This window comes from Streptomyces sp. NPDC006134 (assembly GCF_040628835.1).
In the GTDB taxonomy this organism is placed as follows: domain Bacteria; phylum Actinomycetota; class Actinomycetes; order Streptomycetales; family Streptomycetaceae; genus Streptomyces.
In genome coordinates, this window is the sequence record NZ_JBEXTV010000001.1 from 228,633 (window position 1) to 249,277 (window position 20,645).

At 74.4% G+C, this 20,645-nt stretch carries 17 protein-coding genes and 1 pseudogene; 4 read left to right on the forward strand and 14 right to left on the reverse strand.

Going from position 1 to position 20,645, the window contains the following annotated elements:
- Positions 1–187 precede the first annotated feature (187 nt).
- The 4 genes from ABZ340_RS01075 to ABZ340_RS01090 form a co-directional block, all read right to left on the reverse strand.
- On the reverse strand, positions 188–1,321 hold the full coding sequence (locus ABZ340_RS01075) for a PfkB family carbohydrate kinase (protein WP_358779646.1): 1,134 nt from the start codon (positions 1,319–1,321) through the stop codon (positions 188–190).
- 184 nt (positions 1,322–1,505) lie between these two features.
- A complete protein-coding gene (locus tag ABZ340_RS01080) occupies positions 1,506–2,918 on the reverse strand; it encodes an MFS transporter (RefSeq protein ID WP_358779606.1) in 1,413 nt (470 codons plus the stop codon).
- A gap of 60 nt (positions 2,919–2,978) precedes the next feature.
- A complete protein-coding gene (locus ABZ340_RS01085) occupies positions 2,979–4,268 on the reverse strand; it encodes a glucarate dehydratase family protein (RefSeq protein WP_358779607.1) in 1,290 nt (429 codons plus the stop codon).
- A complete protein-coding gene (locus ABZ340_RS01090) occupies positions 4,265–5,227 on the reverse strand; it encodes a 5-dehydro-4-deoxyglucarate dehydratase (protein ID WP_358779608.1) in 963 nt (320 codons plus the stop codon). Before ABZ340_RS01090 ends, ABZ340_RS01085 begins: the two co-directional genes overlap by 4 nt.
- A 106-nt stretch (positions 5,228–5,333) precedes the next feature.
- On the opposite strand from ABZ340_RS01090, the gene ABZ340_RS01095 reads away from it, so the two are divergent.
- Both ABZ340_RS01095 and ABZ340_RS01100 read left to right on the forward strand, forming a co-directional pair.
- The gene (locus ABZ340_RS01095; protein WP_358779609.1) at positions 5,334–6,119 is read left to right on the forward strand and encodes an IclR family transcriptional regulator; all 786 of its coding nucleotides are present in this window, start codon (positions 5,334–5,336) and stop codon (positions 6,117–6,119) included.
- A 214-nt stretch (positions 6,120–6,333) separates the two neighbouring features.
- Positions 6,334–7,674: an MFS transporter gene (locus ABZ340_RS01100; RefSeq protein WP_358779610.1), complete on the forward strand. Its 1,341-nt coding sequence runs from the start codon at positions 6,334–6,336 to the stop codon at positions 7,672–7,674.
- A gap of 4 nt (positions 7,675–7,678) precedes the next feature.
- Here ABZ340_RS01100 and ABZ340_RS01105 read toward each other — a convergent pair whose 3' ends face one another.
- The 9 genes from ABZ340_RS01105 to hrcA form a co-directional block, all read right to left on the reverse strand.
- Positions 7,679–8,674 carry an adenosine deaminase gene (locus ABZ340_RS01105; RefSeq protein ID WP_358779611.1) on the reverse strand — a complete coding sequence of 332 codons (996 nt, stop codon included), beginning with the start codon at positions 8,672–8,674 and terminating at the stop codon, positions 7,679–7,681.
- A 20-nt stretch (positions 8,675–8,694) separates the two neighbouring features.
- Entirely contained in the window at positions 8,695–9,600 is a 906-nt protein-coding gene (locus tag ABZ340_RS01110) for a ribonuclease Z (RefSeq protein WP_358779612.1), read from the reverse strand.
- A gap of 6 nt (positions 9,601–9,606) precedes the next feature.
- Complete coding sequence (locus tag ABZ340_RS01115; protein ID WP_358779613.1) at positions 9,607–9,960, reverse strand: histidine triad nucleotide-binding protein; 354 nt, start codon at positions 9,958–9,960, stop codon at positions 9,607–9,609.
- 58 nt (positions 9,961–10,018) lie between these two features.
- Positions 10,019–13,252, reverse strand: coding sequence for a S41 family peptidase (locus ABZ340_RS01120; protein WP_358779614.1), 3,234 nt, complete (start codon positions 13,250–13,252; stop codon positions 10,019–10,021).
- A gap of 83 nt (positions 13,253–13,335) precedes the next feature.
- Positions 13,336–13,896, reverse strand: coding sequence for a hypothetical protein (locus tag ABZ340_RS01125; protein WP_358779615.1), 561 nt, complete (start codon positions 13,894–13,896; stop codon positions 13,336–13,338).
- A gap of 82 nt (positions 13,897–13,978) precedes the next feature.
- Positions 13,979–14,728, reverse strand: a complete 750-nt coding sequence (locus ABZ340_RS01130; RefSeq protein WP_358779616.1) for a 16S rRNA (uracil(1498)-N(3))-methyltransferase — start codon at positions 14,726–14,728, stop codon at positions 13,979–13,981.
- Complete coding sequence (locus tag ABZ340_RS01135; RefSeq protein WP_358779617.1) at positions 14,725–15,810, reverse strand: nitronate monooxygenase; 1,086 nt, start codon at positions 15,808–15,810, stop codon at positions 14,725–14,727. The genes ABZ340_RS01130 and ABZ340_RS01135 overlap by 4 nt, the downstream gene beginning before the upstream one ends.
- 328 nt (positions 15,811–16,138) lie before the next feature.
- Entirely contained in the window at positions 16,139–17,275 is a 1,137-nt protein-coding gene (gene dnaJ, locus ABZ340_RS01140; RefSeq protein ID WP_358779618.1) for a molecular chaperone DnaJ, read from the reverse strand.
- Positions 17,276–18,292, reverse strand: a complete 1,017-nt coding sequence (gene hrcA / locus ABZ340_RS01145; RefSeq protein ID WP_358779619.1) for a heat-inducible transcriptional repressor HrcA — start codon at positions 18,290–18,292, stop codon at positions 17,276–17,278.
- A gap of 173 nt (positions 18,293–18,465) precedes the next feature.
- On the opposite strand from hrcA, the gene ABZ340_RS01150 reads away from it, so the two are divergent.
- Both ABZ340_RS01150 and ABZ340_RS01155 read left to right on the forward strand, forming a co-directional pair.
- Positions 18,466–19,191, forward strand: a complete 726-nt coding sequence (locus ABZ340_RS01150; protein WP_358779620.1) for an MBL fold metallo-hydrolase — start codon at positions 18,466–18,468, stop codon at positions 19,189–19,191.
- A gap of 34 nt (positions 19,192–19,225) precedes the next feature.
- Entirely contained in the window at positions 19,226–20,035 is an 810-nt protein-coding gene (locus tag ABZ340_RS01155; protein WP_358779621.1) for a DUF3097 domain-containing protein, read from the forward strand.
- Here ABZ340_RS01155 and ABZ340_RS01160 read toward each other — a convergent pair.
- A pseudogene (locus tag ABZ340_RS01160) lies at positions 20,013–20,608 on the reverse strand (Uma2 family endonuclease). The gene ABZ340_RS01155 and the pseudogene ABZ340_RS01160 overlap by 23 nt on opposite strands.
- Positions 20,609–20,645 lie beyond the last annotated feature (37 nt).

Genomic DNA, 20,645 nt, shown 5'->3' on the forward strand with positions numbered 1-20,645 from the left:
GCGGTTCCTCCTCGTCACGGCCGCACGGCTGACGGCGGCCTCGCGACTCCCAGGGTACGACGGGCGGGTGACAACGCCGAAGGGCTTTTCGGCGCGGGGCTCCGGGCGCTGGGGCTTCCGGTGGGGGGCTCCCGGTGGAGGGCTCCCGGTGGGGGCATCCGGCACGGTGCCCGGTCCCGGCGCCCGCTCAGGCCGGGTGGCGGAAGCCGATGGTGGGGACCGCCCGGCGCAGCGGCCAGGGCCGGACCAGCTCGTCGGAGACCAGATCGGCCAGGAAGGCGTACCGGCGCAGGGCCGCCGGGTCCTGGCCCTCGACGGACTGGACCTTGCGCCACCAGGCGGCGATCTCGGACCAGCCGGGCGCCGACAGGGAGCCGCCGAACTCCTGCACGGACAGGGCGGCGGTCAGCCCGGCGAAGGCGAGCCGGTCGGCGAGCGGCCAGCCGGCCAGGGAGCCGGTGACGAAACCGGCGACGAAGACGTCGCCCGCGCCGGTGGGGTCGAGGGCCTCGACGGCGATGGCGGGGACCTCGGCGCTCTCCCCGGTGCGCCGGTCCACGGCGTAGGCGCCCTCCGCGCCGAGGGTGACCACCGCGACCGGCACGTGCGCGGTCAGGGCGTGCGCGGCGGCGCGCGGGCAGTCGGTGCCGGTGTAGCGCATGGCCTCCTCGGCGTTGGGCAGGAACGCCTCGCAGTGGGCGAGGTCGGTCAGGCCCGCCAGGTCCCAGGCGCCGGTGTCGTCCCAGCCGACGTCGGCGAAGATGCGGGTGCCCCGGGCGGCGGCCTGCGCGATCCAGGGGGCCGGCCTGCCGGGGGTGAGCGAGGCGACGGCGGCGCGGGCGCGCGGGGGGCAGTCGGGGGCGGGTTCCTCCGGCGGCGGCTCGTGGCCGTGGGAGACCATCGTGCGCTCGCCCTCGTACGCCATGGAGACGGTGACCGGCGAGTGCCAGCCGGGCACGGTGCGCGAGGGGGTGAGGTCGATGCCCTCGCCCTGTTCGAGGGTGTCCCAGCAGTAGTCGCCGTAGTGGTCGTCGCCGAAGGCGGCGGCGAGGGAGGTGCGCAGGCCGAGGCGGGCCAGGGCGGTCGCCATGTTCGCCACGCCGCCCGGGCTGGAGCCCATCCCGCGGGCCCAGGACTCCGTGCCGCGCACCGGGGCGGAGTCGAGTCCGGTGAAGACGATGTCGAGGAAGACGGTGCCGGTCAGGTACACGTCCCAGGGCGGATCGGCCGGGGTGCGCAGGGCGGCCAGGGGGTCGATCTGGGGGTGGCGGTGCGCGTCCGCCGCGGCGGGCGGGACCGGGACGGCCGGCGCGGCGGGCACGTCGGCCGCGGCCGGCGCGGCGGACACGGTGGAAACATCGGACGTGGTCGACGCGGTCGGTACCTCGGACGCGGTGGACGCGGTGGACACGGCGGACGCTGTCACGGTGCGCTCCCTGACATGGTGCGGATCAGGCCAGTGTGCACCACGCCGCCGGCAGCGCGGCGGTTCTCGTGCCGGCCGGTCAGGCCGCCGCGGTCCCCGGCCGCCCGGTGCGGGCCGCTCCCGGCGTCGTGTCCGGCGCCGTGCCCGGTGTCCTGGCGGCGGGGGCCTTCGCCCGCCGGGCGCGGACCCGGTCGTTGCGTCCGCCGCCCCGGAGCAGCAGGACGCTCAGCGCGGCCAGGAAGCCGACGACCGTGAGGCCGACCAGGCCGCCCGTCGTCGAGCCGGTCGCCTCCTCGACGAGCCCGAAGGCGGTGGGGGCGACGAAGCCGCCGAGGTTGCCGACGGAGTTGATCAGGGCGATGGCGGGGGCGGCGATCCGGGCGTCGAGGTAGCTCTGCGGGATGGTCCAGAAGATCGGCGAGGACGTCTTGAAGCCCATGGCGGCCACGCACAGGGCGGCCAGGCCGAACCACGGCGACACCAGGACGGCGAGCAGCGTGCCGGCGCCGCCCGCGACCAGGCTCGCCGCGAGGATCGGGCGCCGCCTGCCGGTGCGGTCGGAGATCCGCCCGGCGACGTAGACGGCGCCGATGGCGCACAGCCAGGGCACGGCGACCAGCAGCCCGACCTGGAAGTCGGACAGTCCGCCGATGTCGTCGACGATGCTCGGCAGCCAGAAGGTCACCGCGTACAGGGCGATCTGGATGGCGAAGTAGATCCACAGGAAGAGCAGCATCTGGGGGTCGGCGAGCAGCCGCCACCGGGAGACGTCCGCGGTGCCGCGCTCCCCGGCCCGCTGCTCCTGTTCGGCGTCGATGGCGGCGGCGAGCGAGGTCTTCTCCTCGTCGGTGAGCCAGGTGGCGTCCTCGACGCGGGAGTCGAGGAACCGGTAGACGACGAACCCGAGGACGACGGAGAAGACGCCCTCGATGAAGAACATCCACTGCCAGCCCTGGTGGCCCCAGATGCCGTGCATCTCCAGCAGCGCCCCGGACAGCGGCCCGGCGATGACCGAGGCGGTGCCGGAGCCCATGAGGAAGACCGAGGTGGCGCGGCCCCGGTCGGAGTCGGGGAGCCAGCGGGTGAAGTAGTAGATGACGGCGGGGAAGAAGCCGGCCTCGGCGACGCCGAGCAGGAAGCGCAGGACGTAGAACATCTCCACGCTGCCGACGAAGGCCATGGCGGTGGCGACGGCACCCCACGTGATCATGATGCGGGTGAGCCAGACCTTGGCGCCGAAGCGTTCCAGCAGCATGTTGCTGGGCACTTCGAAGATCGCGTACGCGATGAAGAAGAGCCCGGCGCCGAAGCCGAAGGCGGCGGCGGACAGGCCGACGTCGGCCTGGAGCTGGTCCTTGGCGAAGCCGATGTTGACGCGGTCGACGTAGTTCGCGACGAACATCACGAAGAACAGGGGGACCACGCGGCGGAAGATCTTGCGGACGGCCGACCGGACGGCCGGGGAGTGGGGCGCGGGGACTGCTGCGGGCACGAGCGGCTCCGATCGTGGCAGTACATCGGGGGAGGTGACGGCTCACCGGGGAAGGGAGGCTCACCAGCGGGGGACGGACGGGGTGACCCACGCGGGGTCGGCGACGCGCATCGCGGCGGCGTCGTCGCGGTCGCGCAGCGCGCCGTCGTCGTCGAGCCAGCGCCGGTGCAGGAACGCCAGCTTGTCGCGGTCGAGCTCGACGCCGAGGCCGGGGGCGTCGGGGACGGCGACCCGGCCGCCCTCGAAGACCAGCCGCTCGGTGAGGACGTCCTCCGACTGCCAGGGGTAGTGGGAGTCGCAGGCGTGGTGGAGGCTGGGGACGGTGGCCGCGACGTGGGTCATCGCGGCGAGGCTGATGCCGAGGTGGGTGTTGGAGTGCATGGACACCCCGATGCCGAAGGTGCGGCAGATCGCGGCGAGCTGCTGGGTGTTGCGCAGCCCGCCCCAGTAGTGGTGGTCGGAGAGCACGACCTGGACGGCGCCGCGCGTGAACGCCTCCGGGATCTCGGCGAACGTCGTCACGCACATGTTGGTGGCGAGCGGCACGCCGGTGCGGGCGGCGACCTCGGCCATGGCGGGGGTGCCGAGCGCGGGGTCCTCCAGGTACTCCAGGACGTCGCCGAGTTCCTCCGCGACCTTCAGGGAGGTCTCCACCGACCAGGCGCCGTTGGGGTCGAGCCGGAGCGGGTGGCCGGGGAACGCCTCGGCCAGCGCCCGGATCGCGGCGATCTCCTCCTCGGGCGGGAAGACGCCGCCCTTGAGCTTGAAGGAGGTGAAGCCGTACCGCTCGGTGAAGGTCCGGGCCTGCTCGACCACGCCCGCCGGGTCCAGGGCGGCGCCCCAGTCGTCCGGTTCGGAGCGGACGCCTTCGGGGTGGTCGGCCCACTTGTAGAACAGGTAGGCGCTGTACTCGACGGCGTCGCGCACCTTGCCGCCGAGCAGGGCGTGCACGGGCAGCCCGAGGGCCTTGCCGAGGGCGTCGAGGCAGGCGACCTCGAAGGCGGAGACGACGGACAGGCGCAGCTTGTCGGCGGTCTGGACGCCGCGCAGCCCGCCGACGTCGACCTGCCCGGAGACGCGGGAGGCGTCGACGGCGACCTCGTCGGCGACCAGGAACAGGCCGTTGAGGTCGCTTGCCTGGCGGCCCTTCAGTTTCTCGGCGAAGGGGCGGGCCAGTTCCAGGTACTTGGTGTCGCCGTAGGTCTCGCCGACGCCGGTGATCCCGTCGGCGGTCACCACCTCCACGATCAGCCGGGGTGTGTAGGGCTGGTGGACGCCCTGGGTGTTCAGCAGCGGCGGGTCGGCGACCAGGATCGGCGTCAGCCGCACGTCCGTGATGGCGAGGTTCACAGGGAGGCTCCTACGAGGTCGAGTCCGGTGGCGAGCAGGGTCTTCAGGTCGGCCAGGTCGGCGGCCGAGGGGTCGGTGAGCGGGGCGCGGACGGGGCCGACGGGACGGCCGCGCAGCCGTGCCGCGGCCTTCACCAGCGACACGGCGTAGCCGGGGACGCGGTCGCGCAGTTCGACGAAGGGGACGTAGAAGCCGCGCAGCAGCGTGTCGGCCGTGCCGGTGTCGCCGTCGCGCAGGGCGGCGAAGAAGGCGTTCGCGATCTCGGGGGCGAAGGCGTGGACGGCGGAGGAGTAGGCGGGGACGCCGACGGCGGCGTAGGCGCGGGCCTGGATCTCGGCGGTGGCGGCGCCGTTGAAGAAGAGGAAGTCCCCGGGGGCGGCGAGGGTGAGGCGCTGGAGCCGGTCGAGGTCGCTGTGGCCGTCCTTGAGGCCGACGACGCCGGGGACGCGGGCGAGGCGCCTCAGCGAATCGGCGGTGTAGGCGACCTGGCCGCGCTGGTAGGCGATCAGCGGCAGCCGGGTCCCGGCGGCGATCCGCTCCAACTGGGCGACGAGTCCGTCCTGCGGGGCGGCGGTGAGGTAGTGCGGCAGGACGAGCAGCGCGTCGGCGCCGGCCTCCTCGGCGACGCGGGCGAACCGCAGCGCCTGCGCCCAGCCGTAGCCGGTCCCGGCGACGACCGGGACGCATCCGGCGGCCTCCTCCACGGCGAGGGTGACGACCTGCCGGTACTCGTCCTCGTCGAGCGAGAAGAACTCGCCGGTGCCGCAGGCCGGGAAGAGCGCGCCGGGCGCGGTGGCGAGCTGGGCGGCCACGTAGGACCGGTAGCCCGCCGCATCGAGGGTCCCGTCCTCGCGGAAGCTGGTCAGCGGGAAGGACAGCACCCCGCGCGCCATCCCGTCCCGCAGCCGTCGCGTGACGGCCGCCGTCTCGTCTCCGGTGTCCCGATGCACGACTCTCATCTCCCTATGTAGACGACGTCCACGTATGAAGATGGAGGCTAGATAGGTGAACGGGGGACGTCAATGGGCCCGCACCTGATTTCCTCGCCCGCATTACGATCGGCGCATGTCAGAGGCAGGAGGCGTCCGCGAGGTGAAGTCGGCGGCGCGCACGGTGGAGCTGCTGGAGCTGCTGGCCGCGCGCGGGGACCGCCCGGCGCGGCTCCAGGAGCTCGCGGACGAGCTCGGCGTGCCGCGCAGCTCGATGTACGCGCTGCTCCAGACGCTGGTCTCGCGCGGCTGGGTCCGCACCGACGTCACCGGCTCCCTGTACGGCATCGGCATCCACGCCCTGCTCACCGGCACCAGCTACCTGGACTCCGACCCGCGCGTGCGGGCCGTGCGCCCGTACCTGGACGAGGCGTCCGAGGCGCTGGGCGAGACGATCCACCTGGGCCGCCTGGACGGCCGGGACGTGGCGTACCTGGCGACGCGGGAGTCGCACGAGTACCTGAGGACGATCAGCCGGGTGGGCCGGCGGCTGCCCGCGCACGTGGGCGCGCTGGGCAAGGCCCTGCTGGCGGAGCGCCCGGACGAGGAACTGCCCGAGGGGCCGTACGAGGCCCTCACCCCCCACTCGCACACCAGCCGCGCCTCCCTGGCGGCCGACCTCGCACGGGTGCGGGAGCGCGGCTACTCCGTGGACCGGGAGGAGAGCGTCCCCGGGATCGCCGGGTTCGGCTTCGCGCTGCGCTACGACCGTCCCGCGCAGGACGCCGTCAGCTGCTCGGTGCCGGTGGCCCGGCTGACGCCCGGGCGCGAGGAGCGGATCGTGACGGTGATGCGGGAGATCCGGGCCCGCATCGAGGCGGCGGTGCCCGCCGGGGGCGGCGGCTCGGTCCACTGGCGGTAGCGCCCTTCGCCGACCGCGACGGCTTCTGTTACCCACCCCCTCACACCCCCAAACACAACAGTGGCGCACATCACACCCCCCGCGCGCCCGCGCCCCGCCGCCACTTGATACAAATTGGCCGCGCGCCCCTGTCCGTCGACGGTCGTCGCCCCTCCCCCCTCACCCCCTTCGAAGCCTTCTCGAAGCGCTTCTTCCGCATGCCCTGGGAACGCCCGTGTCCGCCCCCCGCACCACCCCCTGGCCCCTCGTCGCCCTGTTCACGGCCGGGTATCTCGCCCCGTACCTGCTGCCGACCACCGTCGGCCGGCTCGACTCCGGACTTCCGCTCTCCGCCACGCAGGCGGGCGCCGTCGGCAGCGCGCTGCTGCTGAGCTCGGCGACGGCGGGTTTCCTGCTCGCCTCCCGCGTCGAACGCGTCGGCGCCCGCGCCCTGGCCCGGACCGGCCTCGTCCTCGCCGTCCTCGGCTACGGCGGCGCCGCGCTCACCGCCGCCGTCCCGGCCGTCGTCGCGGGCGCGGTCGTCGGCGGCTTCGGGTCGGGTACGGCCACGACGGTCGCCGCCACCCGGATCGCCGCCCAGCGGGACCCGCACCGGGCCTCCACGCTGGGGCTGCTGAGCGTCTCCGGCCTCGCGGGCGCGGTGTACCTGACCGTCCCGCACCTCGGCCCCGGCCACGGTCTGCCGCTGGCCGCGCTCGCCCTGACCGCGCTCGCCGTCTGGCCGCTGACCGGCTCCCTGCCCGCCGGCACCGGCGCCGCGCGCTCCCGCGCCGCCGGTGCCCCGCTCCCCCACCGCCGTTCCGGGCTGCTCCTGATCGCCGTCATGCCGCTGTGGTCGCTCGCGCAGAACGCGCTGTGGGGCGTCAGCGGCCGGATCGGCCTGTCGCAGGCGCACCTGGGCGAGGCCGCCATCGGCGTGGTGTTCGCCGTGGCGCTCGGCGCGGGCCTGCTCGGCGTGCTGGCGGCGGGGGCGCTCGGGGCGCGGCTGGGGCGGGCGCTGCCCATCGGGGCGGGCACGGTCCTCATCGCCGGCTGCATCGCGCTGAGCGCCTCCGCGACCTCCCTGGGCACCTTCGCCGCCGGAGAGATCGCCTGGAACACGCTGTACCCGATCGTGCTGTCGTACCTGTTCGGCCTCGCCGCCTCGCTCGATCCGCGCGGCCGGTGGGCGGTGCTCGTCGGGTCGGCGTCCTCGCTGGGGACGGCGGCGGGGCCGCTGACCGGCAGCGTGCTGTCCGCGCAGGCCGGGTTCCCGGTGATGGGCGCGGTCCTCGGCGCCGGTCTGCTGCTGGTCGCCGTGCCGATGACCGCGGTCGCCCTGCACACCGGCGGGCGGACGCTGCTGCCCGGCGCGGTCCGCCGCCGCGGCGGCACCCCGGCCGCAGTGGTCGCCGCCTCCCCCGGCACGCCCGCCGGGGCGGTCCCCGAGGTCGGCGCCCCGGAGCAGCCGGTCGTGGAGATCACCGTCGACGCTCCGGCCGTTCCCGCCCGGCGCGCCTACGACACGGCGGGACCCCGGCAGGCGGCGGCCGCACCGGGGTCCGGGACCGGCTGACGGGTCAGGCGCCGAACTCGTACGCCTCCACCTCGGCGAGGTACCGCGCCCGCCGCTCCTCGTCGTCCTCCAGGAAGGAGGCGAGGAAGGAGTTGCGGGCCAGCTCCCGCAGCCGCTCCTGGTCCAGCTTCAGCGTCTCGCGCACGGCGTCGAAGGTGTCGCCCGCGTACCCGCCGAAGTAGGCCGGGTCGTCGGAGTTGACCGTGCACAGCAGCCCGGCGTCCAGCATGGCGGGCAGCGGGTGGCCGGCGAGGGTGTCGACGGTGCGCAGCCGCACGTTCGACAGGGGGCACAGGGTGAGCGGGATCCGCTCGCGCACCAGGCGCTCGACCAGGGCCGGGTCCTCCATGCAGCGCAGGCCGTGGTCGACCCGCTCGACACCGAGGACGTCCAGGGCCTCGGTGATGTACTGCGGCGGGCCCTCCTCGCCGGCGTGCGCGACCCGGCGCAGGCCGAGGGCGGCGGCCTCCTCGTACACCTCGCGGAACTTCGCCGGGGGGTGGCCGACCTCGGCGGAGTCCAGGCCGACGCCGGTGATCCGGTCCAGGTACGGCTTGGCCGCCCGGAGCGTCTCCAGGGCCGACTCGGCGGACTCGTCGCGCAGGAAGCACAGGATCAGCCGGGTGGAGACGCCGTGCTTCTCCTCGCTGCGCCCCAGGGCCCGCCACAGCCCCTCGACGACCGTCTCCATGGAGACCCCGCGGGACAGGTGGGCCTGCGGGTCGAAGAAGATCTCCGCGTGCCGCACGCCCTGCGCGGCGGCGCGGGCGAGATAGGCGTCGGCCAGCTCCTCGAAGTCGCGCTCGGTGCGCAGGACGGCCATGAGCTCGTAGTACAGGTTCAGGAAGGACTGGAGGTCCTCGAACCGGTAGGCCTCGCGGAGCTCACCGGTGTCGGCGTACGGCAGCGGCACGCCGTTGCGCGCGGCCAGCTCGAACGCCAGCTCGGGCTCCAGTGTGCCTTCGATATGCAGGTGCAGTTCAGCTTTGGGCAGGGGCATCAGAGCATCGTACGGCGCTCTCACCGACGTTTCGGAACCGGAACCCGCAGCAGGTCGTGCGCCACCGTCAGCTCCCCCTCGTACCCGGCCGCCCGCGCCTGGCGCGCGTACTCCTCGGGATCGGTGTAGCGCTGGCTGAAGTGGGTCAGGACGAGGTGGCGCACGCCGGCGTCCCGGGCGACCCGCGCCGCCTGGCCCGCGGTGAGGTGGCCGTGCTCGACGGCGAGCGCCTCGTCCTCGTCGAGGAAGGTCGACTCGATGACGAGCAGGTCGCACCCCTCGGCCAGCGCGTGCACGCCGTCGCACAGCCGGGTGTCCATGACGAACGCGAACCGCTGGCCGCGCCGCACCTCGCTGACGTCCTCCAGCGTGACGCCGCCGAGCGATCCCTCGCGCTGGAGGCGGCCCACGTCCGGACCCTCGATGCCGTGCGCGGCCAGCCGCTCGGGCAGCATGCGGCGCCCGTCGGGCTCGATCAGCCGGTAGCCGTAGGACTCGACGGGGTGGGACAGTTTGCGCGCCTCCAGGGTGTAGGCGGGCGTGGCCGCCAGGACCCCGTCGGCGGCGACCGGGACCTCGGTGACGCCGACCGTCTCGCGGTAGGCGGTGGCGTACCGCAGGCGGTCGAAGAAGCGCCGGCCCGAGCGCGGGTAGTGGGCGGTGATCTCGTGCGGCACCTGGTCGAGGTTGATGCGCTGGATCACGCCGGCCAGGCCCAGGCAGTGGTCGCCGTGGAAGTGGGTGACGCAGATCCGGTTCAGGTCGTGGGCGGCGACCCCGGCGCGCAGCATCTGGCGCTGCGTGCCCTCGCCGGGGTCGAACAGGATGCCCTCGCCGTCCCAGCGCAGCAGGTAGCCGTTGTGGTTGCGGTGCCGGGTCGGGACCTGGCTGGCCGTGCCGAGGACGACCAGTTCGCGTACGGACAAGGCGTCTTACCCCGGGGGCCACTGGAGCCCGCGCCCGCCGAGGACGTGGGCGTGGGTGTGGAAGACGGTCTGCCCGGCGCCGCTGCCCGTGTTGAACACGATGCGGTAGCTGTCCAGCTTCTCGTCCTCGGCGACCGCCTGCGTCTCGCGCAGCACGTCCGCGGCGAGCGCCGGGTCGGCGGCGGCGAGCGCGGCGGCGTCCGCGTGGTGCGCCTTGGGGATCACCAGGACGTGGGTGGGCGCCTGGGGGTTGATGTCGCGGAACGCCAGCGTGGTCTCCGTCTCGCGGACGACCGTCGCCGGGATCTGCCCTGCGACGATCTTGCAGAACAGGCAGTCGTCCTGTGGCTCCCCTGCCATGCGTGTGCCTCCTCACGCCCGGGTGATCACGTACCGGGGCATCGTAGCGAGTGGGGTGTCACTCCGGGTCGCCGGAACCGCGTTCCAGGGCGGGCAGGGCGGGCGGTGTCTTCGCCGGGGTCCGCTCCAGTGCCGCCAGGGCGAGCCGGATCGCCTCGTCGAGCTGCGGGTCGCGGCCCGCCGCGTGGTCCTGCGGGCGCTGCACGACCTCCACGTCCGGGTCGACGCCGTGGTTCTCCACGCCCCACCCGTAGCCCTCCAGCCAGAAGGCGTACTTGGGCTGGGTGATCAGCGTGCCGTCGACGAGCCGGTAGCGGCTGTCGATGCCGATGACGCCGCCCCAGGTGCGGGTGCCGACCACCGGGCCGATACCGAGCGCCTTGATCGCGGCGTTGACGATGTCGCCGTCGGAGCCGGAGAACTCGTTGGCGACGGCGACGACCGGGCCGCGGGGCGCGTCGGCCGGATAGCTGTAGGGGCGCATGCCGCGCGGCACGTCCCAGCCGACGACGCGCCGGGCCAGCTTCTCGATCACCAGCTGGGAGGTGTGCCCGCCGCGGTTCTCGCGGACGTCGACGACCAGGCCCTCCCGGGCGACCTCCACGCGCAGGTCCCGGTGGAGCTGCGCCCAGCCGGAGCCGACCATGTCCGGGACGTGCAGGTAGCCGAGCCGGCCGCCGGACCGCTCGTGGACGTAGGCCCGCCGGCCGGCGACCCAGGCGTGGTAGCGCAGCGGTTCCTCGTCGGCGACGGGCACGACCACCGTGTGCCGCACCTCGCCGCCGCCGGAGGGCGAGACGGTCAGCTCCACCGGCTTGCCCGCCGTGCCGACCAGCAGCGGGCCGGGCCCGGTGACCGGGTCGACGGGCTGCCCGGCGACCGCGACGATCGCGTCCCCGGGCCGCACCGCGACGCCGGGCGCGGCGAGCGGGGAGCGGGCCTCGGGGTCGGAGGTCTCCGAGGGCAGGATGCGGTCGACGCGCCAGGTGCCGTCCTCGTGGCGGGAGAGGTCGGCGCCGAGCAGGCCCTGCGGGGCGCCGCCGCCGTAGCCGCCGCGCGGGACGACGTAGGCGTGCGAGGTGCCGAGTTCGCCGTGCACCTCCCACAGGAGGTCCACCAGGTCGTCGTGGGTGGCGACCCGCTCCAGCACCGGCCGGTAGCGGTCCAGGACGGCGTCCCAGTCGACGCCGTTCATGTCCGGCCGCCAGAACTGGTCCCGCATGACGCGGCCGGTCTCCTCGAACATCTGCCGCCACTCGGCCGCCGGGTCCACGGTCTGCCGTACGCGGCTCAGGTCGACGGTGATGTTGGTGTCGCTGTCGTCGTCGTTCGAGGCGCGCCGGTCGCTGGGGACCACCTTCAGCCGTCCGTCGGTCCGCAGCAGCACCCGCTTGCCGTCGCCGCTGACCTCGAAGTGGTCGACGTCGCCGGCGAGGCGCTCCAGGCGCTGCTGGGCGAGGTCGTAGCGCTCCAGCTCGGTGTGCGGGTCCGGGGCGTCCGGGGTGGCGCGGGAGGCGCCGAGCACGCCGGTGACCGGGTGGCGCAGCCACAGCACGCCGTCCTTGGCGGCGCGCAGGGTGGAGTAGCGGGCGGCCTCGACGGGGAAGGGCACGATCCGGTCGGCGAGGCCCTCCAGGTCGATCCGGGTGGTGGGGGCGCCCTCGCTGTCGGGGGTCTCCTCGCGGTGGTCGGAGGTGTCGAACGGGCGGCCGTGCCGCTGCGGCCCGAACGGCGAGGGCGTCGTCGCGGCCAGCGTGATCAGGTGCGGGCGGGCGCCCTCCACGAAGGCCAGGTCGAAGACGTGCGCGTCGTAGACCGGGTCGAAGGAGCGGGTGGACAGGAAGGCGAGGTGCTTGCCGTCGAGGGTGAACGCCGGGGCGTAGTCCCGGAACCTGAGCGGGGTCGCCTCGGTGACCGACAGGTCGGTGGTGTGGGCGAGTTTGAGCTGGCGCAGGGGGGAGGGGCCGGGGTGGGACCAGGCGAGCCAGGCCGAGTCCGGGGAGAAGGTGAGGCCGGAGGCGTCGCCGTCCTCGCTGCGGTCGATCTCGCGGACCTCGCCCGACTCGCGTTCGACGAGCAGGACGCGTCCGTCGTGGGAGGCGACGGCGGCGCGGCTGCCGTCGGGCGCCATGGCCAGCCCCAGGACGCGGCCGAGCCGCCCGGCGGCGATCCGGCGCGGGGTGGCGCCGGGCGCGAGGCCGGTGGCGGGCGCGAACTCCAGGGCGTCGTCGCCCTCGGCGTCCGTCACCCACACCACCCACTCCTCGCCGTCGGCGCGGAAGACGCGCGGCAGCCGGGCCCGGACGCCGGGCCGCACGGCCAGCGCGCGGGCGGGACCGGAGCGGTGGGTGACCCAGTGCACGCCGCCGCGTACGGCGACGGCGCTGCCGCGCGCGGTGTGGTCCGGGAACGCGGACCCGAACGAGCGGGCGGCGTCGATCTGGTACGGCTGGAGGTCGACACGCGGCCCGCCGAGCCGGATGTCCAGCCGCCGCGGCTCGGCGCCCTCCAGGTCGTCCAGCACCCACAGCTCACCGGCACAGGAGTACACGACCCGGGTGCCGTCGGTGGCGGCGTGCCGGGCGTAGAAGCCCCCGAGCGGGGTGTGCCGCCGCAGGTCGGACCCGTCGGGCAGGGAGGAGTACAGCGCCCCGGCGCCCTCGTGGTCGGAGAGGAACGCCACCCTCCCCGCGACCCACAGCGGGTACTCGACGTTCCCGTCCAGCTCCTCGTGCAGCCGGACGAACTCGCCGTCGCCCTCGCGGTCGATCCACAGCTTGCCCGCCGTGCCGCCCCGGTACCGCTTCCACCAGGCCGCCTCGCGGTTCATCCCCGACGACAGCAGCACCGTGCCCTCCGGGCCGTGCGCGACGTCGCCGACGGGCCCGTACGGCAGGGTGGCGGCGGGGCCGCCGTCGAGCGGCACGGCACGGGCCCAGGTGCGGCGCGAACTGGCCTGGCCGTGGGCGCTGAGGGCCAGCACCCGGCCGTCCGGGGTCCAGCCGCGCACCTGGGTGCGCCAGTTCCCCCAGTGGGTGAGGCGCTTGGCGGGGCCGCCGTCGACCGGGGCGAGGTGCACCTCGGGGGCGCCGTCGCGGGTGGAGGTCCAGGCGACGAAGGCGCCGTCGGGCGAGATGCGCGGGTGGGTGACGGGCACGTTGTCGGCGCTGACGCGCCAGGCCCGGCCACCGTCGAGCGGGGCGAGCCACACGTCGTCCTCGGCGGTGAAGGCCACCAGGTCGCCGTGCGGGTGCGGGTAACGGAGATAGGCAGGCGATGCTGACTGGGTCACCCGGTCACCCTATGCAGCGCGGGCCGCGCTGGACAGGGGGCCGGATCACTTGCCACCCGCCCTCGTGAACGTCCCCGCGCACGTCATTTCCCCTCCGTCGGCCAGCACTTGGGGTGCTCCTGGCACCAGACGGTCTTGGTGACGGTGACCGTCACGGTCGCGGTGGGCCCCGGCCGCTCCCGGGCGGTACCGCCCGCGGGCGGCGTGGGCGTGGCGTCGCAGTCGCCCAGCCCGTCGACGCGGAACCACACCTTGCCGTCCACCTTCGCGGTGAGGTTCCCGCGCACGCAGGCCCCGTCGACGACGCGGGTCACCTCGCCGTCGACGGTGATCTCCTTGCCGTCCTCCGTCTCGCCCTCGCAGTCGACGGAGGCGACGGAGGCGGCTGTCTGCCCGGACGCCGGACGCGCCGACGCCGTACCGCCGTCGCCGTAGGAGGCGGTGCAGGTCAGCCACCGCACGCCCGCCTTCTGCCGGTTCAGTTCCCGCGTCACCGTCTCGTCGGTGGTGTACGCCACCGAGGCGGAGCCCAGCCCGCCGGGATCACAGGCGGCGGCCCCGCCCACGGCGAGGGCCGCGAACGCCCCCGCGACCACCGCCCGCCGCCCGCGCGGCCACCACCGGATCGGCCTCGATACCCCCATGGACGGCAGACTGCCACCGCCCCCGCCAACGCGGTAGAGCGCATACGGCCATGTGGCACGCCCCCCCGGCGTGACCGGCGCGTCAGCTCCAGCGGCCGGTACGGGCCAGCAGCACCGCCGCCGCGGCCGTACCGGCGGTGGAGGTACGCAGCACGCTGGGCCCCAGCCGGTACGGCCGTCCGCCCGCCCGCGCGAACAGCTCCAGCTCCTTGGGCGAGACGCCGCCCTCGGGGCCGACCACCAGCACGATCTCGCCGGAGGCGGGCAGCTCGGCGGTGGCCAGCGGGGTCTCGCCGGACTCGTGGAGGACGGCGGCGAAGTCGGCACCGGCCAGGAGCGAGGCGACCTGTTCGGTGGTCGCCGCGTCCGCGACCTCGGGGAAGCGGACCCGGCGGGACTGCTTGCCGGCCTCCCGGGCCGTCGCCCGCCACTTGGCCAGCGCCTTCAGCCCGCGCTCGCCCTTCCACTGGGTGATGCAGCGGGACGCCGCCCAGGGCACGATCGCGTCGACGCCGACCTCGGTCATCGTCTCGACGGCGAGTTCGCCGCGGTCCCCCTTGGGCAGGGCCTGGACGACGGTGATGCGGGGCTGCCCCGGGGGTTCGTCGCGCACGTCCGTCAGGTCCGTGACGACGAGCCGGTCCTTGCCCTCGGCGGCCTTCACCACGCCGTCCGCCCAGCGCCCCCGCCCGTCGGTGAGGACGACGTCCTCGCCGGGCCGCAGCCGCTTCACGGAGACGGCGTGCCGCCCCTCGGGGCCGTCCAGCACGTACTCCCCGCCCGGCAGGTCCGCCGGCTGAAGGGAGTCGACCACGAACACCGGTGCCGTCATCGGCCCGCACCTCCCGCCGGGAACCCCGGCAACTCCGCGACGGCGGACGCGAGTTCGTCCGCCAGTACCTCCACCAGCCGCCCCGCGGGCAGCTCCCGGGCCATCCGGTGGCCCTGTCCCGCCCACAGCGCCATGCCCTGCGCGTCGCCCGCCTCGGCCGCCGCCGCGCGCAGCGGCGCGGTGAGGTGGTGGACGTCGGGGTAGGCGGCGGGGGCGTAGCGGCCGTGCTCGCGCAGGAAGCGGTTGACCAGGCCGCGCGCCGGGCGCCCGGAGAACGCCCGGGTCAGCTCCGTGCGGGCGAACAGGGGGTCGGTCAGGGCCCGCTTGTGCAGGGGGTGCGCGCCGGACTCGTCGGTGGCGAGGAACGCGGTGCCCAGCTGGGCGGCGCTCGCGCCGGCCGCGAGCACCGCGGCGATCTGCGCGCCGCGCATCAGGCCGCCGGCGGCGACGACCGGCAGGCTCACCGCCTCGCGCACCTGGGCGAGGAGCGACAGCAGCCCGATCCCGGCGCCGTCCGTCTCCGGCACGTCCCGGTGGGTGCCCTGGTGGCCGCCGGCCTCCACGCCCTGCGCGATCACCGCGTCCGCGCCGGCCCGCTCCACGGCCCGCGCCTCCTCCACGGTGGTGGCGGTGACCAGGGTGAAGGTGCCGACGCGGCGCAGGGCGTCCAGGGCCTCACGGCTCGGGCAGCCGAAGTGGAAGGAGACCACCGGCACCGGGTTGTCGAGCAGCACCGCCAGCTTGGCGTCGTACCCGTCGTCCCGGCCGTGGCCCAGGTCGCCGAGCCCGGTCTCGTACCAGGCGGCCTCGCCCGCCAGCTGGTGGGCGTAGACGCCGACGGCGGCGGGGTCGGCCGTCTCCGGCTGCGACAGGAACACGTTGACGCCGAAGGGCCGGCCCGTCAGCCCGCGGAGCTGCTTGATCTCCTGGTACATCCCGTCGGCCGTCTTGTACCCGGCGGCCAGGAACCCCAGCCCGCCCGCCTCGCTCACGGCGGCGGCGAGCCGCGGCACGGAGACACCGCCCGCCATGGGGGCCTGCACGATCGGCAGGGGGAACAGATCGGTCAGCGCGGAGGACATGACCGCATGGTGTCACGTCCCGCACACCGCTCCGAATCCACCCTTCCGCGGGCATGGGCCGACAGCACCGGCCCTCGGGAAGCGGGCCGGGTGATCACTGTCAGCGCCCGTCGAACGCGTCCTTCAACCGCGAGAACAGCCCCTGCTGCCCGGGCTGACCGTGCCTGCCCGGGGGACGACCCCCGGACCCCCGGCCGCCCTGACCGCACGCGCGTCAGCGCCCGTCGAACGCGTCCTTCCACCGCGAGAACAGCCCCTGCCGCCCCGGCTGACCGTGCCTGCCCGGGGGACGACCCCCGGACCCCCGGCCGCCCTGACCGCACGCGCGTCAGCGCCCGTTGAACGCGTCCTTCAACCGCGAGAACAGCCCCTGCTGCCCGGGCTGGAACTGGCCCTGCGGCCGTTCCTCGCCGCGCAGCTTGGCCAGCTCGCGCAGCAGGCGTTCCTGCTCGGGGTCGAGCTTGGTCGGGGTCTGCACCTCGACGTGGACGACGAGGTCGCCGCGTCCGCCGCCGCGCAGGTGCGTGACGCCCCGGCCGTGCAGCGGGATCGACTGGCCGGACTGGGTGCCGGGGCGGATGTCGACCTCCTCCCGACCGTCGAGCGTCTCCAGCGGCACCTTGGTGCCGAGGGCCGCCGCCGTCATCGGGATCGTCACCGTGCAGTGCAGGTCGTCGCCGCGCCGCTGGAAGGTCGGGTGCGGCAGCTCGTGGATCTCGACGTACAGGTCGCCGGCGGGACCGCCGCCGGGGCCGACCTCGCCCTCGCCGGCGAGCTGGATGCGGGTGCCGTTGTCGACACCGGCGGGGATCTTGACGGTGAGAGTCCGGCGGGAGCGGACCCGGCCGTCCCCGGCGCACTCCGGGCACGGCGTCGGGACGACCGTGCCGAAGCCCTGGCACTGGGGGCAGGGGCGCGAGGTCATGACCTGGCCCAGGAAGGACCGCGTGACCTGGGAGACCTCACCGCGGCCGCGGCACATGTCACAGGTCTGGGCGGACGTGCCCGGCGCGGCACCCTCACCGCTGCACGTGGCGCACACGACCGCCGTGTCGACCTGGATGTCCTTGGTCGTGCCGAAGGCCGCCTCGTCCAGCTCGACCTCGATGCGGATCATCGCGTCCTGGCCGCGGCGGGTGCGCGAGCGCGGCCCGCGCTGCGACGCCGTGCCGAAGAACGCGTCCATGATGTCGGAGAAGTTCCCGAAGCCGCCGGCCCCGAAGCCGCCCGCGCCGGCGCCGCCGGACTGCGAGAGCGGGTCGCCGCCGAGGTCGTAGACCTGCTTCTTCTGCGGGTCCGACAGCACCTCGTAGGCGGCGTTGATCTCCTTGAACCGCTCCTGCGTCTTCGGATCGGGGTTGACGTCCGGATGCAGCTCGCGTGCGAGCCGCCGGAAGGCCTTCTTGATCTCTTCCTGCGACGCGTCGCGGCGCACGCCGAGTACGGCGTAGTAGTCCGTGGCCACCTACGACTCCGCCAGGATCTGTCCGACGTACCGTGCCACTGCGCGTACCGCTCCCATCGTTCCCGGGTAGTCCATGCGGGTCGGTCCGACCACGCCGAGCTTGGCAACCGCCTCGCCGCCCGAACCGTAACCGACCGACACGACGGACGTGGAGTTGAGTCCTTCGTGGGCGTTCTCGTGACCGATGCGGACGGTCACGCCCGGATCCTTCGCCTCGCCTAGCAGCTTCAGGAGGACGACCTGCTCCTCCAGCGCCTCCAGCACCGGCCGGATCGTGAGGGGGAAGTCGTGCGAGAAGCGGGTGAGATTGGCGGTACCGCCGATCATGAGCCGCTCCTCGTTCTCCTCGACGAGGGTCTCCAGCAACGTGGAGAGCACCGTGGAGACCGTACCGCGGTCCTCGACCTCGAAGGCGTCGGGCAGGTCCTCCACCAGGCTGGGCACGTCCGTGAAGCGGCGGCCCGCGACCCGGCTGTTCAGCCGCGCGCGCAGGTCCGCCAGGGACGTCTCGCCGAAGGGCGCCGGGCAGTCGACCACCCGCTGCTCGACCCGCCCGGTGTCCGTGATCAGCACGAGCATCACGCGCGCGGGCGCGAGGGAGAGCAGCTCCACGTGCCGCACGGTCGAGCGGGTCAGCGACGGGTACTGGACGACGGCGACCTGCCGGGTGAGCTGCGCGAGCAGCCGCACCGTGCGGGCCACCACGTCGTCGAGGTCGACGGCGCCCTCGAGGAAGTTCTGGATCGCGCGCCGCTCGGGCGCGGTCATCGGCTTGACCCCGGCCAGCTTGTCGACGAAGAGCCGGTAGCCCTTGTCGGTGGGGATCCGCCCCGCACTGGTGTGCGGCTGGGCGATGTACCCCTCCTCCTCCAGGGCCGCCATGTCGTTGCGCACGGTGGCCGGGGAGACGCCGAGGTTGTGCCGCTCGGTGAGCGCCTTGGAGCCGACGGGCTCCTCGGTGCCGACGTAGTCCTGGACGATGGCGCGCAACACCTGAAGCCTGCGTTCACTGAGCATCGCGCACACCTCCAGAAGTCGTCCGCCGGGTGTCTTCCCTGTCGTCGCCTGGCACTCGGCGCGTGCGAGTGCCAGTCTTCCCCGGCCCAGTGTACGGCGGTGGGGTACTTCCCCGGCAAGGCTGGTCCCGCGCCGCCGCGGTCACGGGTCCCGTGCCCGCTAGCGTCCCCGGTATGACGGTGACTTGGGAAGAGCTGGGGTGGGAGCGGGTGGCGGCCGGGGTCGGCCGGTGCCGGCTGCCGGTGTGGGACTGCACGGCGGGGCTCGTGGCCGGCCGGGGCGCGGCGCTGCTGATCGACGCCGGGTCGAGCCTCGGGGAGGGGGCGCGGCTGCGGGCGCGGGCGGAGCGGCTGGCCGGGCGGCGTGTGACGCATCTCGCGCTGACCCACGCCCACTTCGATCACGTCTTCGGGGCGGCGGCGTTCGCGGGCGCGGAGGTGTTCGGGGCGGCGGGCGTGGGCGAGGCGCTCGCCGGCGGCCGGGAGGAGCTGCGCGCGGACGCGGTGGCCCACGGCCTGGACGCGGGGCGGGCGCGGGAGGCCGCGGACGCGCTCGTCCCCGTCCGCCACGAGGTGCGCGGCGAGCTGACGCTCGACCTGGGCGGCGGGCGGCGGGTGGTGCTGGCCGACGTGGGTCCCGGGCACACCGCCCACGACCTGGCGGTCCTGGTGCCGGGCGAGGTGGACGTGGTCTTCTGCGGCGACCTCGTGGAGGAGTCCGGCGAGCCGCAGGCGGGCCCCGACGCCGTGCCGTCCCACTGGCCGGCCGCCCTGGACCGGCTGCTGGAGCTGGGCGGCGAGGACGCGCGGTACGTGCCCGGCCACGGGGCGGTGGTGGACGCGGAGTTCGTGCGGCGGCAGCGGGACGCGCTGGCGGCGCGCTTCGGCGTGTCGCGCTGAACCGGGCGCGCGGACTCCTCCTATCGTCGGGAGAATGCGCCAGTACTCCGCCGATCTGACCCCTCCGTGGAAGAAGCCCCGGCCGGTCCCCGAGGTCCCGGCGGAACCGGGTCTGGTGGTCGAGGAGCCGGGGACGGGTTTCTGCGGCGCGGTGATCCGCTGCGAGGCGGGCACGGTGACCCTGGAGGACCGCTTCGGCAAGCACCGGGTGTTCCCGCTGGAGCCGCGGGGCTTCCTGCTGGAGGGCAGGGCGGTCACGCTGGTGAAGCCGCCGTCGGGGCCGGTACGGCCCACGCGTACGGCGTCCGGGTCGGTGGCCGTGCCCGGCGCCCGCGCGCGCGTGGCCCGCGCCGGCCGGATCTACGTCGAGGGGCGGCACGACGCCGAGCTGGTGGAGAAGGTGTGGGGCGACGACCTGCGCATCGAGGGCGTGGTCGTGGAGTACCTGGAGGGCGTCGACGACCTGCCGTCGATCGTGGAGTCCTTCGCCCCGGGGCCGGACGCCCGCCTCGGCGTGCTGGTGGACCACCTGGTGCCGGGCTCGAAGGAGTGGCGGATCGCACAGGCGGTGACGAGCGAGCACGCCCTGGTGGTGGGCCACCCGTTCGTCGACGTCTGGGAGGCGGTCAAGCCGTCGTCCCTGGGGATCGGGGCGTGGCCGCGGGTGGAGCGCGGGCAGGACTGGAAGACGGGGGTGTGCCGGGCGCTGGGCTGGCCGGAGAACACGGGGGCGGCCTGGCGGCACATCCTGTCGCGGGTGCGGTCCTACAAGGACCTGGAGCCGGAGCTGCTCGGGCGGGTGGAGGAGCTGATCGACTTCGTCACGGATAGCGGTGGGGCCTGACGCCGGGAAGCGTCCCGAACTCGCTTGTGTCCAGTTCGAGCCCCAGAACCTCCAGCGGCAGCGGGTCACCGAACTTGGTGACCTGCTGCGTCTGGTAGTCGGCGTCCTCGCCCTCACCCGCAGGCTTCGTCAGCAGCACGCACTGCGCCGTGATCGGATCGAGGATGAGGTAGGCGGGCACCTTCCCCGCCGCGTAGATCGACCGCTTGACGGCGTAGTCCTGGTGAACGCTGGGCTTGGAGACGACCTCGACGAGCATCGTGATGAGGGAAGACGGCAGCAGACGCCCGGAATCGGGCATGAGATCACGCCGCAGGACCACCAAGTCCGGAACGGGCTCACTGGCCTCGTCGAGGATGTCGACGTCCTGCGTCTGGAGACGAGACCACCTCTTGCGCGGAATCTGGTCCAACACGTCTTCCACGATCATGTTGTGCACCAGGCCTGGGCTGGCCGTCATCACGATCACCCCCGGAGAAGCTCGGCTTTGACGCCCTCGGGAGGCTCGAACTCCTCGAAGAACTTCGTCATCCCGCGCTCGTCCACAGCGGTCATCTCCGTGGCCCTCCACATCCGCCGCGCACTGTCGGCGGCAGCCTGCGAACCAGAC